This is a genomic window from Acidaminobacter sp., assembly GCF_030247605.1.
Classification (GTDB): domain Bacteria; phylum Bacillota; class Clostridia; order Peptostreptococcales; family Acidaminobacteraceae; genus Acidaminobacter.
On record NZ_JAOTSB010000002.1, the window covers coordinates 360,691 to 373,238 of the forward strand.

Below are 12,548 nucleotides of genomic sequence, written 5' to 3' on the forward strand. Positions count from 1 at the left end.
TCAATCGTTCATAAACCAAAGACTTTAGTTTTTGCCGATGGTCACGTTAACGTCACCATCGGCAAAAAGCTTCTAATAAGCTTTTATGCGAATCCATTCTGTTTTAGAAAGTCCATGGTCAATGGGCTCTTTTTCTCCGGCGCGAACTGCAATAACCGCTCCACATATTTGCCCACCAGGTCGCATTCAAGGTTCACCTCGTCGCCGACCCGCTTCCGCAGGAGAATCGTCTCATCCTTGGTCACCGGAATGATCGACACGCTGAACGCCGCGCCCTCCAGTTGGGCCACCGTCAGGCTGGTGCCGTCCATAGCTATGGACCCCTTCTGAATGATGTAGCGCAGCAGCGCCTCAGGCGGCTCCACCGTCATCCAGGTGGCGTTGCCCTCTTGCCGCAGCGCCCGGATCACGCCCACGCCGTCAATGTGCCCGGACACCATGTGCCCGCCAAAGCGGCCGTTCGCGCTCATGGCCCGCTCCAGGTTCACCGGGCTGCCCTTTTTCAGCGCCCCGAGGTTCGAATACCGCAGCGTCTCCGGCATGACGTCCGCCGTAAACGTGTCCTTCGTGAACCGCACCACCGTCAGGCACACCCCGTTGGTGCTGATGCTGTCCCCATTTCTCACGTCCCCGAGCACCGTCGACGCCCGCACGGTCAGTTGCGCCGCAGGACCCGACCGTGCGATTCCTTCGACAACGCCAATCTCTTCAATGATGCCAGTAAACATCTTCCACTACCCCTTTTTATTTTTGCCGATGGTCACTCAAATTCGCGCCTCAATCAGCAGGTCATCTCCTATTTCGACGGCCTTCATCCCTTTCAGGCGAACCGCATTCTCGAGAACCTCTATACCGCTTCCGCCTACCGGGGTCGGCGCATTCTGCCCTCCCAGGATCTTGGGCGCTATAAACATCAGAACTTTGTCCACGATTTTGCTTTCCAGGGCTGAGGCATTCAGCGTCGCGCCGCCTTCCAGAAGCAGACTGTCAATGCCCTGCTCTCCAAGGACAAACATGAGATAGTCCAGGTCGACCTTACCGTCCTTTTGAGGCGTAATGATCAGCTTTACGCCCGGCATGGACTGAAGCGCGGTTGCCTTTTCACTGTCCGCACGGTCTGTGGTCGCGATCAGGGTCGGCGCGTCTGAGTCCAGATGCAGTATTTTGGCGTTCAGCGGAATCTTCAGGGTCGAATCCACCACAACCCTGATTGGATCTCTGCCCTGCTTGCCTTTCAGCCTCGTGGTCAGCTTAGGGTCATCCTTGAGGACCGTTCCAATGCCCACCATGATAGCCTTCAGTTCGTGACGAAGCTGATGCACATATTCCCTGGCAGCCTCAGAGGTAATCCATTGTGATTCACCGGTGACCGTGGCTATCTTTCCATCCAGGGTCATGGCTGCCTTCATGACGCAGAAAGGCTTTTTAGTGGTGATGTATTTGATGAAGACTTCATTGAGGGCTTTTGCTTCTTCTTCCAGCAGTCCCACTTCGACCTCAATGCCCTGTTTTCTCAGCATCTGGATGCCCCTGCCTGCGACAAGGGGATTCGGATCCTCCATAGCAATATAGACTTTTGAGAAGCGGTTCTCAATCAGCTTTAAGGCGCAAGGCGGGGTTTTGCCATAGTGGGAGCACGGCTCCAGGGTGACATAGATTTCAGCGCCCTCAACAGACTCAGACGCATTCTCAATGGCATTCACCTCTGCGTGAGGCCCGCCGTACATGGCATGATACCCTTCACCAATAACCCTGCCCTCTTTGACGATAACCGCTCCGACCAAAGGATTCGGGCTGGTCCTTCCCGCCCCGAGTTTTGCCAGCTCAAGCGCACGCTGCATGTGCTGAATATGATAGGCGTTCATCAGTGTTCCCTCCTCTTTAAATGAAACTGGGGGTCGATAGGCGTTTTCCGCTGACACCGAGTTTCTTCCCAAATGAAACCAGGTGTCTGACACCGAGTTTCTTCCCTGACACCGAGTTTCTTCCCCAACTTCAGCTTTTTTTGAAAATAAAAAACCCTGAAGCGTTGTTCTTCAGGGTTTGACAATACAGCTTTGATCGAGGGTGCGGGGAAACAGCACCATCGGCAAAAAATCAATCTTCTTCCATCCAGACTTTACTGTCGGTTCTGGAATTGCACCAGATCAACCGCGGGAGCGGCTCGTGGACTGTACCACCGGTCGGGAATTTCACCCTGCCCTGAAGATGTTATGAAATTACTAACATGATAATATGAATCCAGCGCCATGTCAAACCTTTATCTTAATCGATTTTCAATTCACGAACATTAAGAGTTCATCGCGGCATATTGTTCTCCCAAAAATACTTTATAAAATTTTGTAGTACATTCTCCGCCTCATTTGCGAAAGCTTTGGCTTTTTTTCGGGAATTTTCTGAATACGGGTTGACATCTGGTTCTGCAGGGTTTACACTGAGAAAAATTCTTCACAGGCGCAACTGCTCTTTTATGGGAGAACAGGCGCCTCAGTCAATTAAGGAATGGGTGGTTTGAGATGACTCTGGTCCAACGTACGCTTAAACTTACAGCCGAATATTTTGGTTACTTTAGCTGGAGCTTTTACTTTTATGGCTTCGGCTTTTTGGCGTACGGCAAATCGGATAGAACCTCAAATTGCTTAAAGATCGGACTTAGGGCTGCGGCCTGATGTGCCGGCAAGTGACTTAAACCTGATAGAACTTAGACAGGGCGTCTCTTTAAGTAAAGGGGCGCTCTGTTTTTTTATATTCGAAAGGAGGTGGTGGCATGAGCGAAGACGGCTTTTATGGTTATTGTGGCTTAAACTTGACCATCGGCAAAAACAACAAAACTTATAAAACCTTAGGAGGCCAATTTTATGATTATAACGCTCAAAACGACCACCACTCACGAGGAATGCGAACACATCATGGATGTGATCCGGCAGCACGGATTAGAAGTTGAACTCGCCCAGCGAGGCCATGCCAGAGAGCTCCGACTCACCGGCGACATAAACCGCCTGGACTTCTCGGTAATCTCCTTCCACCCCCATGTCGAGGACATGAAGCGCATCAAATCGTCTTACAAGCTGGCCAGCAGGGAATTCCACCCGGAGGACACTGTGGTTGAGGTCGGTGGACTTCGCATAGGCGGCGGGGATTTGACCGTCATGGCCGGGCCCTGCTCCATTGAGAGCCGGGAACAGATCGATGTCATTGCCCAGGCAGTTAGTGCTGCGGGCGCGACAATCCTGAGAGGCGGCGCGTTCAAACCACGCACCTCCCCTTACAGCTTCCAGGGACTGGGTGAGCTGGGGCTGAAGCTGATGAAGGATGCAGGTGCGGCGAACGGCATGCCAATTGTCACCGAAGTCATGTGCACCGAGGACTTCGACCTGGTCGAGGCCTACACGGACATCCTGCAGATTGGCGCAAGAAACATGCAGAACTTCTCCCTCCTGAAGCGGGCCGGACGTTCGAAGAAGCCGGTGCTGCTCAAACGCGGCATGTCGTCGACTATTGAGGATTTCCTCATGAGCGCGGAGTACATATTGGCCAGCGGCAATCCAAACGTGATTTTGTGCGAGCGCGGCATCCGGACCTTCGAGCCGCACATGCGCAACACCCTGGACCTGTCCGTGGTCACAGCCATCAAGACCCTGAGCCACCTGCCAATTATTGTGGATCCAAGCCACGCCACAGGGCGGCGTGAAATGGTGGGGCCGCTGTCCAAAGCCGCTGTCGCGGTGGGTGCCGATGGTCTCATGATCGAAGTTCATCACGAGCCGGAAAAAGCGCTCTCCGACGGACCGCAGTCACTCAGGCCGCGGGAGTTCGAAATCCTGATGCACCAGCTTAATCAGATTCACAACCTGTGCAGGCTGCAGGATCAGATATATAGTGATAAGCCAATTGTTATAGAAGTAAAAGTGCTAAACAATAAGAAAGCTGACGATAAGGTGGGGCTTAGGCATGCGAACATCGGATAACGAAGAGGTTCCGTTTTTTAAAAGCATCAGCATTGTAGGACTTGGGCTGATTGGCGGATCTCTCGCCAAAGCCCTCAGACTTAAGGGCTTTCTGGGGGGATTGAACGGTTTTGATCCGGATCCCCAGACACTGGTCCAGGCGAGGCAATCGGGATTGTTTACGATGGTGGATGCGGTGCCTGCTGCTAACTCGTCTGGTACAGCTTCCGAACTCGTGGTGATCGCAGTGCCGCTTGGCAAGGTCAGGGAAGCCATGGTCAGTGCTTTGCCTCTGATCGGTCCCGGCACCGTGGTCATGGATGTGGGCAGTGTCAAAGGCACCGTCCATGAAACGGCAGTGGAGATCTTGACAGGGACAGGCGCTGTCTTCGTGGGCGGACATCCTATGGCAGGCTCTGAAAAAGGCGGCTTCAACGCCGGATCGCCTATATTGTTTGAAAACGCTTACTTTTTCCTGACACCGGATGCGCATTTTGAGGGTCTGGTTCGCGGGGTACAGCCGGTGGATCTGCTGAAGCAGATGATCTTGAAGCTGGGCGCACTTCCGGTGATTACCGAACCAAAAGCACATGATGCTTTGACAGCACGACTCAGCCATCTGCCCCATCTCACCGCTTCTATTCTGGTCGAGGTCTTTGCGGCTTCCCTGCCGACGGATCAGCTGAAGTTCGCCGGCGGCGGCTTCAGGGATTCCACCCGGATAGCCATGGGTGATCCGGCGCTCTGGCGGGACATCTTCGTCCACAACCGCTCAGAAGTCATTTCGAGTATTGACACTTTGGTAGATGGGCTGATGCGGTTTAAAAAAAACCTGCAGGACGTCGAGGACCAAGCCATTGTCGAGACACTGGGCGAGGCCCAGCGCCTTCGCTCAGGACTCATCACGATCCGCCCGAGCGAAGAGGTGTCTCTTTATCCCCTCCGACTCGAGCTCGAAGACCGACCGGGGATCCTGGCAGAAGTCACCAAGCTTCTTGCAGACCACCAGCTTGACATCAAGGACCTCGCCCTGGATCACTCCAGAGAGAACCAGCGCGGCGCCTTCACCCTCAGCTTCGCCTCAAATGCCGACCGCTTGACGGCTGCGTCGCTGCTGAAAGCTTCAGGGATTGGGATCGGGGTAGTTGATACAGACTGACGCGAAGGCTAACAGACGTGTATCCGCGAAGGCTAACAGACGTGCACAAACAGAGAGAATACCGAACTGAAGAGAGCTTGCTCTCTGAAGTACGGGGTTGTCGCTGTTTGTATAGGGCGCAGCCCGTGACCGAAGCGCAGCAAAGCGAAGCGAGGTGCACGTATGTAAGCCGGAAGTGACGTTCACCCCCAAACCTAACCCAAATCTAAACATCAAAGGAGCCCAACTCATGATCAGACGTATAGAACCGGCAAAACTCAGCGGCACCCTCAGGATCCCGCCATCGAAAAGCCTCAGCCACCGCGCAGTCCTGGCAGCGGCATTGGCAGAGGGAGAAAGCGTCATTGAGAACCTCATCTTCTCCGAGGACATCATAGCCACCACAGAAGCGGTCAGAGCCCTGGGCGTCGAAGCCATCCAGGAGGGCGACAAGCTCACTATCCGCAGAAGCGGCACGCTAAAAGCGCCAACCGAACCCCTCCACTGCAACGAGTCTGGTTCAACCCTCCGCTTCCTGATCCCATTCGCGGGCCTCTTCGACGCCCCAGTGGTCTTCACAGGTGAAGGCAAGCTGACCACCCGTCCGCTGGATCCATACTTCGACCTTTTCGACCGTCAAGGCATTAAATACGACTACCCGGGCCAGCTGCCGCTGACCGTCCACGGCAAACTGAAAGCCGGCACCTTCGAAATGCCAGGCCACATCAGCTCCCAGTTCGTCACAGGCCTCCTGTACGTCCTACCGCTCCTGGACGGCGACTCCGAGATCATCCTGACCTCGCCTCTCGAGTCCAGGGACTATGTGACCCTTACCCTCCAGATCCTCAAAATCTTCGGGATCCAGGTCGAGACCGTCACCCCGGAGCACTACAAAATCAAAGGCAATCAAGCCTTCAAACCCGCCAATTACCGCGTGGAAGGCGACTACTCCCAGGCGGCCTTCTGGATCGCCGGCGGCCTCATGGGCGACGGCCTCATCCTCAAAGACCTCTCCGAGCACTCCGAGCAGGGCGACCAGCGCATCCTCCAAATCGTCCGGGACATGGGAGGTAACATAGAATGGCAAGACGGCGACCTGATCGTCCGCCCTTCAAAAACCCATGGTGCTGTCATCGACGCTTCACAGTGCCCTGACCTGGTCCCAATCTGCGCGACCTTAGCCGCAGTCAGCGAGGGTCAGACCCATGTCATCAACGCCGCCCGCGTCCGCCTCAAAGAATCCGACCGACTCCTGGCCATCCGCACTGAGCTGAACAAGCTCGGCGCCAACATCACCGAAGAGCCCGAAGGCCTCATCATCGAAGGCGTGGAAGGCTTCACCGGCGGCCAGACAGAAGGCTGGAACGATCACCGCATCGTCATGAGCCTCGCCATAGCCTCCGCCAAAGCCAGCAGCACCATCGAAATCGAAGGCAGCGGCGCCGTCAAAAAATCCTACCCACACTTCTTCGAAGATTTCGCAGGAATCGGCGGCAACGTCTCAAAGGCCTAATCTAAACCAAAAGCAAAAAACCAAAAGCCATTTTCTCTGCCGATGGTCACACAACGACCACCCAGCCACACAACTCAAGACTCGAAGGGAGCCATTTCCATGCACTTATTAGACAACTACCGAAATGAAATCGATCAGCTCGACGACAAACTGGTCGAGCTCCTGGAGCGCCGCATGACCATCGTCGAAGAAATTGGAAATATAAAGAAAGAAATAGGCATGCGCGTCTACGACCCCGAGCGGGAGAAAAAACTTCTCGCCCGTCTCTCCTCACAAATTAAGCACCCGGACCACCAGACGCGCATCCTCAGCATCATGAAAACCATCCTGGCCTCCAGCCGCGCCCTGCAGGACAGCCATCTCGAAGATGTCCTGCCGCAGCACTTCCCGCACGGCGAGCATCGCACCGCCGGTTACGCCGGCATCCCGGGCTCCTACGGCGAAACGGCCACTCTCAAATACTTCGGTCATAACAAGGACTACCGGGCTTACGCTACCTTCCACGAGGTTTGTGATGCTGTCCTTTCCGGCGAGCTAGACTATGGCGTCCTGCCGGCGGAGAACTCCACCACCGGGGCCATCAACGAGGTCTATGATCTCATTAGAGAAAAAGACCTCTTCATCACGGGTGAAGTCCTTGTCCCAATCGTTCATCATTTGATCGGACATAAAGGCGTTAAGATGGAAGACATCCGCGAGGTCCGCTCCCACGCCCAAGGCCTCGAGCAGTGTACCCTGTTCCTCAACACCCTCAATATTAAGCAGGTGCCTATGAAAAATACTGCTGTCAGCGTCCAGTATGTGGCCCAGCAGGACGACGTCAGTGTTGCCGCCATAGGCAGCGAGCGGGCCGCTCAGCTCTACGGACTTGAGATTATAGGTAAGGCCATCCAAAACAGCGCCGTCAACACCACGCGCTTTGTGATTCTCACCAAAACCCCAGAAACCAGCCCTGAAGCCGACAGCACCTCCATGGTCCTCACCACCCGCCATGAAGCCGGCTCCCTCTACGAAATCCTGGGATACTTCGCCCAGGAGAAGATCAACCTCTTCCGAATTGAATCCAGGCCCGTCCCCGACCGTCCTTGGGAATACTTCATCTATCTGGATGCCGAGGGCCGCGCAGATACCGACTCATTCCTGAATGCCATTGACGCCGCCAGAAAACACTGTCCTTATTTTAGATTCTTAGGTACATACAAACGCGGTGTCATTTAGCGTAAAAAAACTGGGTGTCGATAGGCGCTAGACGCAATAGGCGCAAGACGCAATAGGCGCTAGCCGCTGACACCCAGTTTCACCTACACAGTAAACCCGAAAGGAGCTGTTACTATGGACCGTCTTCAAGAGCTCAGAAGCCAGGTCGACCACTGCGACCGCGCGCTGGCCACCCTGCTCGAAGAACGTCTCAGTATTATTCTCGACATCATGGAAGAAAAAAAATCCCTTGGTATGCCTATTTTTAGCCAGGACCGAGAGCGCGCCATCATACAAAACATAGGTAATTATGTCCATGACCCGGCTTTCCGCGAAGAGATCAAGACCATCCAGACTCACGTGCTCAGGAGCTGCAGGCGGATCCAGTCCCGCCTCCTCTTCCCTTACCACATCTCGCTGGTGGGCTTTATGGGGAGTGGGAAGACGACCATCGGCAAAGCGCTTTCTAAAATGCTGGCTATGGACCAGATCGACGTGGACCAGGTCATTGAGACCCGGGCTCGCATGAAAATCAGCGACATCTTCGCCCAGTACGGCGAGCCTTACTTCCGGGAGCTGGAGTCGAAGACCGTGGAGGAGCTGAGCCAGCATCAGAACGTCATCATCCTGTGCGGCGGCGGCGGGGTCGTGCTGAACAAGACCAACGTGGACAACCTGAGAAACAACGGCATTGTCGTCTGGCTGAAAGCCAGCCCGGAGCAGATCTACAGCCGCATCGCCACCGACGACACCCGTCCGCTCCTCAAGGACAACATGTCCGTGGACAAAATTGGCACCCTGATGGATCCGCGACTTTCCCTCTATGAATCTGCGGCGGATATTGCTATTATTACAGATAACAAGACCGAAGAAGAGATTTGCATGGAGATCGTCGACCGCCTGATGCAGCTGGAAATCGACCGCCCTCTGCCTCTTCGGGACGTCAGCAGCCTATAGCGCTTAGGAGGGAACACTATGACAAAAGCACCTATCCAGATCGGGAATAAAGTCCTCGGCGGCGGCAGTCCGCTGATTACCATGCCTTTTGTGGGCAAAACCATTGAGGCGCTGGCGGAAGAGTGCCGCACCGCCCTTGAACACCAGCCAGACCTGGTGGAGTGGCGCGCGGATTATTTTGAAGGGATCGAAGACCCCGCCCTAGCCCTGGAAGGACTAACTACTTTAGCCGATGGTCTCGGGGGCATCCCCCTCCTCTTCACCCTGCGCAGTGCCTTGGAAGGCGGCGCACAGGTCCTGACAGATGAGACGCGGTTTGCGGTCATTAAAGCGGTAGTCGATGCAGGCAGGGTTTCCCTGGTGGACATCGAGGCCGCCAGCCCGCAAACCCTTATTGAGCCTGTACGTGAGCTTACCCGAAGTGCAGGCGTCGCATTGATATTGTCCAGCCATGATTTCAAGGCAACGCCTGAGGTTGACGACATGGTGGCCCGCCTCGTTAAAGCCCAGTCCCTTGGCGCCGACGTGGTGAAGCTGGCAGTCATGCCGCAATCCCGGGAAGACGTCCTGAACCTCATGCTGGCCTCCGTGCGTTACAACGATCTTCCGGACGCCACCCACGCCGTCACCATCTCCATGAGCGGCGATGGCCTCATCACCCGCCTCGCAGCCGGCTTCAGCCACTCCGTCATCACCTTCTGCGCGGGCAAGGGCGTTTCCGCTCCAGGCCAGGTCCCGGCGGACGACATGCGTGGTCCAATGATGCTGCTGGCGCAGCATTTGAGGTAGAGGAAGAAAAGTGATTTTGAAAAGGAAAGTGAAGGCCGGCGCGGCGCGCTGGCCTTCACTTTTTTTGGAAGAAACTCGGGGTCAATAGGCACCAGACGCAATAGGCGCTAGCCGCAGACACCAAGTTTCCGCTTCAATTTACCCCAAATTTTTTGTATAATATTTTGTGTCTAGAAGTTTAGTGAAAGTAAACCCGGGTATTATTTTTAATGTTTGAAATAATGTTTTACACGAAAACCGCTATTGAAAAACGCCGCCAACAGGCCGGCTCTATTTGGGGGCATGTAGATTGGAAGACAAAATGATTCAGGTCAATCATCTCGTCAAAGTCTTCGGTGAAGATCGCGTCGTAGACGACATCAGCTTTCACGTGGATTCCAGGGAGTTTATGACCATCCTCGGACCCAGCGGCTGCGGCAAAACCACGACCCTCCGGATGATTGGCGGCTTTGAGACGCCTACACAGGGCGATATCCTGTTTGAGGGGAAATCCATCATTCAAGTGCCGCCCTACGAGCGGCCGGTCAACACCATTTTTCAGAGATACGCACTCTTCACCCATCTCAACATCTTCGAAAACATAGCTTTTGGTCTCAGAATCAAAAAAACAGATGAAAACGAAATTAAAAGGCGCGTCGCCCGAATGCTGGAGCTGGTCAACCTGACAGGCTTTGAGAAGCGAGCTGTCAGCTCCCTCAGCGGCGGCCAGCAGCAGCGGATTGCCATCGCCAGAGCGCTGGTCAACGAGCCCAAGGTGCTGCTCCTGGACGAACCCCTGGGCGCACTGGACCTCAAACTCAGAAAGGAAATGCAGCTCGAGCTGAAATATATGCAGCAAGACCTGGGCATCACCTTTATCTACGTCACACACGATCAGGAAGAAGCGCTGACCATGTCCAACCGGATCATCGTCATGAACCACGGACGGATCCAGCAGACCGGCACGCCCCAGGACATCTACAACGAACCGGCCAACGCCTTCGTAGCGGATTTCATTGGCGAGAGCAATCTGATCCCAGGCGTCATGAAAGAAGACTATTGGGTCGAGTTCGCCGGGAGAACCTTCCCCTGCCTGGACGCCGGCTTCTCGCAAAACGAGTCCGTGGACGTCGTCATCCGCCCGGAAGACATTGACCTGGTCGCGCCTGGCGAAGGCCTCCTGCATGGTGTCGTCGACTCTGCCCTTTTCAAGGGTGTCCACTACGAAATGGTGGTCCTGGTGGACGGCCGCGAATGGCTGGTCCACAGCACTGACCTGGCCCCCGAGGACTCGGAGGTGGGCCTGCGGATCACGCCGGACGACATTCACATCATGAAAAAAAGCGCCGCGCCAGTTCACGAAGGCGCGCCATTCAAGGAAGCGGGGGAGGCGGCCGTCCATGCTTAAACGCCTCAGTACAGCCCCCTACCTCCTCTGGAGCTTTCTCCTGATCGTGGTCCCACTCGTCATGGTCCTGGGCTATAGCCTCATCAGAACGGGACCCGGTGGTCCCGAATTCTCCCTTAACGGCTTCATCAAATTCACGGATCCCCTGTACCTCAAGGTGCTGGGGCTGTCCGTCTGGATCGCGCTTCAGTCCACCGTCCTCTGTCTCGTCATAGGGTACCCCCTCGCCATGATTATGTCAGGTCTGAAACCCAGTGCCCAAAGGACAACCATGACCATGATCGTTCTACCTATGTGGATGAATTTTCTGCTGAGAACCTACGCCTGGATCCCCATCCTCGGCCGGAACGGGCTGCTGAATGGACTTCTGGCGACCATCGGCATACCGCCCCTGAACCTGCTCTTCAATGAGGGGGCTGTGCTTTTGGGCATGGTCTACAACTTTCTGCCGTTCATGGTGCTGCCTATTTTCACGGTGCTGATCCGCATGGACCGCAGCGTCATTGAGGCGGCCCAGGACCTGGGCGCCAACCGGCTGCACGTTTTCTGGCGGGTTACGCTGCCGCTGTCGCTGCCGGGCGTGGTGTCCGGCGTCATGATGGTGTTCATGCCGGCCGTCAGTACCTTTGTCATCTCCGACCTCCTGGGCGGTTCCCAGGTCAACCTGGTGGGCAACCTGATCAAGGACCAGTTCCTGAGCGTTTATGACTGGAACTTCGGGGCCTCCATCTCTGTGGTCCTGATGGCGCTGATCCTGGTCTCCATGTGGATTCTGGGCAAGACAGATAAAAACGGAAGCGGGGTGAGCTTTTTTTGAGCCGATGGTTGCAAAAATCCTACCTCTTCCTCATCTTCACCTTTCTTTACGCACCTATCGCGGTACTGATCGTGTTTTCCTTCAATGATTCAAAATCCACGTCGAACTGGTCGGGCTTCTCCCTGCGCTGGTACGCTGAGCTGTTTCAGGATGACAAGATCCTGAGTGCCTTGTACTACACCTTGGCGATTGCCTTGATCTCCTCTCTGATTTCCACAGTGATGGGCACCTTTGCGGCCTTTGGGCTGAGTCAGATGCGCGGGCGGTTTAAGGGCTTCGTGCTGGGAGTCAACAACCTGCCCATCCTCAACCCGGACATAGTAACGGGGATCGCGCTGATGTCGCTGTTTGTCTTCACCGGAACGCGGCTGGGCTTCATGACCATGCTGATGGCCCACATCACCTTCAGCACCCCTTATGTTATTTTGTCCGTGCTGCCTAAGTTTAAGCAGCTCTCCAGTGAGATGCTGGACGCGGCCCTGGATCTGGGCGCGACGCCCTGGTATGCTTTTCGCAAGGTGATCCTGCCTGAGATCATGCCGGGGATTATAACAGGGTTTCTCATGGCCTTTACATTATCCATAGATGACTTCGTCATCAGCTTCTTCACCACCGGCGGCGGGGTCAGCAACTTGTCCATAGAGATTTACAGCATGGCCCGCCGGGGCATCAAGCCGGAGATCAACGCGCTGTCGACTTTGATGTTTTTGACAGTACTTCTGCTGTTGTTTGTGATCAACCGAAGATCTGAAAAAGGGGCAGGCGTCGTCCTGCCGAAAACCGACACTCTGGAAAGGATGTGA

Annotated in this window: 11 protein-coding genes and 1 riboswitch; of the genes, 9 read left to right on the forward strand and 2 right to left on the reverse strand. The window is 55.0% G+C overall.

What is annotated here, in order from left to right; all coding sequences use genetic code 11:
- Window positions 1–83: 83 nt before the first annotated feature.
- Window positions 84–728, reverse strand: a complete 645-nt coding sequence (locus OEL90_RS01690) for a riboflavin synthase (RefSeq protein ID WP_291400709.1) — start codon at window positions 726–728, stop codon at window positions 84–86.
- A gap of 36 nt (window positions 729–764) precedes the next feature.
- Window positions 765–1,865 carry a bifunctional diaminohydroxyphosphoribosylaminopyrimidine deaminase/5-amino-6-(5-phosphoribosylamino)uracil reductase RibD gene (gene ribD, locus OEL90_RS01695; RefSeq protein ID WP_300686823.1) on the reverse strand — a complete coding sequence of 367 codons (1,101 nt, stop codon included), beginning with the start codon at window positions 1,863–1,865 and terminating at the stop codon, window positions 765–767.
- Window positions 1,866–2,096: 231 nt separating this feature from the next.
- Window positions 2,097–2,214: riboswitch (FMN riboswitch) on the reverse strand.
- 644 nt (window positions 2,215–2,858) lie between these two features.
- Here ribD and aroF point away from each other — a divergent pair.
- From aroF to OEL90_RS01740, 9 genes are all read left to right on the forward strand, one after another.
- Window positions 2,859–3,968 carry a 3-deoxy-7-phosphoheptulonate synthase gene (aroF, locus tag OEL90_RS01700; protein ID WP_291402272.1) on the forward strand — a complete coding sequence of 370 codons (1,110 nt, stop codon included), beginning with the start codon at window positions 2,859–2,861 and terminating at the stop codon, window positions 3,966–3,968.
- A complete protein-coding gene (locus tag OEL90_RS01705; protein WP_300686824.1) occupies window positions 3,952–5,106 on the forward strand; it encodes a prephenate dehydrogenase/arogenate dehydrogenase family protein in 1,155 nt (384 codons plus the stop codon). Before aroF ends, OEL90_RS01705 begins: the two co-directional genes overlap by 17 nt.
- A gap of 229 nt (window positions 5,107–5,335) precedes the next feature.
- Entirely contained in the window at window positions 5,336–6,598 is a 1,263-nt protein-coding gene (aroA, locus tag OEL90_RS01710; RefSeq protein ID WP_300686825.1) for a 3-phosphoshikimate 1-carboxyvinyltransferase, read from the forward strand.
- Window positions 6,599–6,697: 99 nt separating this feature from the next.
- Window positions 6,698–7,816: a bifunctional chorismate mutase/prephenate dehydratase gene (locus OEL90_RS01715; RefSeq protein WP_291402266.1), complete on the forward strand. Its 1,119-nt coding sequence runs from the start codon at window positions 6,698–6,700 to the stop codon at window positions 7,814–7,816.
- Window positions 7,817–7,930: 114 nt separating this feature from the next.
- Window positions 7,931–8,752, forward strand: coding sequence for a shikimate kinase (locus tag OEL90_RS01720; RefSeq protein WP_300686826.1), 822 nt, complete (start codon window positions 7,931–7,933; stop codon window positions 8,750–8,752).
- Between the two features lie 18 nt (window positions 8,753–8,770).
- Window positions 8,771–9,541 (forward strand): type I 3-dehydroquinate dehydratase, encoded by a 771-nt coding sequence (gene aroD / locus OEL90_RS01725; protein ID WP_300686827.1) that lies wholly within the window; start codon window positions 8,771–8,773, stop codon window positions 9,539–9,541.
- Window positions 9,542–9,830: 289 nt separating this feature from the next.
- Entirely contained in the window at window positions 9,831–10,928 is a 1,098-nt protein-coding gene (gene potA / locus OEL90_RS01730) for a spermidine/putrescine ABC transporter ATP-binding protein (RefSeq protein ID WP_300686829.1), read from the forward strand.
- Window positions 10,921–11,745, forward strand: coding sequence for an ABC transporter permease (locus OEL90_RS01735; protein WP_300686831.1), 825 nt, complete (start codon window positions 10,921–10,923; stop codon window positions 11,743–11,745). The genes potA and OEL90_RS01735 overlap by 8 nt, the downstream gene beginning before the upstream one ends.
- A 56-nt stretch (window positions 11,746–11,801) precedes the next feature.
- On the forward strand, window positions 11,802–12,548 hold the full coding sequence (locus OEL90_RS01740) for an ABC transporter permease (protein WP_334305964.1): 747 nt from the start codon (window positions 11,802–11,804) through the stop codon (window positions 12,546–12,548).

Bases quoted from the DNA above. Each gene is read 5' to 3' on its own strand.
- OEL90_RS01690 (WP_291400709.1), bottom strand. From the start codon at position 728: ATGTTTACTGGCATCATTGAAGAGATTGGCGTTGTCGAAGGAATCGCA.
- ribD (WP_300686823.1), bottom strand. From the start codon at position 1,865: ATGAACGCCTATCATATTCAGCACATGCAGCGTGCGCTTGAGCTGGCA.
- aroF (WP_291402272.1), top strand. From the start codon at position 2,859: ATGATTATAACGCTCAAAACGACCACCACTCACGAGGAATGCGAACAC.
- OEL90_RS01705 (WP_300686824.1), top strand. From the start codon at position 3,952: ATGCGAACATCGGATAACGAAGAGGTTCCGTTTTTTAAAAGCATCAGC.
- aroA (WP_300686825.1), top strand. From the start codon at position 5,336: ATGATCAGACGTATAGAACCGGCAAAACTCAGCGGCACCCTCAGGATC.
- OEL90_RS01715 (WP_291402266.1), top strand. From the start codon at position 6,698: ATGCACTTATTAGACAACTACCGAAATGAAATCGATCAGCTCGACGAC.
- OEL90_RS01720 (WP_300686826.1), top strand. From the start codon at position 7,931: ATGGACCGTCTTCAAGAGCTCAGAAGCCAGGTCGACCACTGCGACCGC.
- aroD (WP_300686827.1), top strand. From the start codon at position 8,771: ATGACAAAAGCACCTATCCAGATCGGGAATAAAGTCCTCGGCGGCGGC.
- OEL90_RS01735 (WP_300686831.1), top strand. From the start codon at position 10,921: ATGCTTAAACGCCTCAGTACAGCCCCCTACCTCCTCTGGAGCTTTCTC.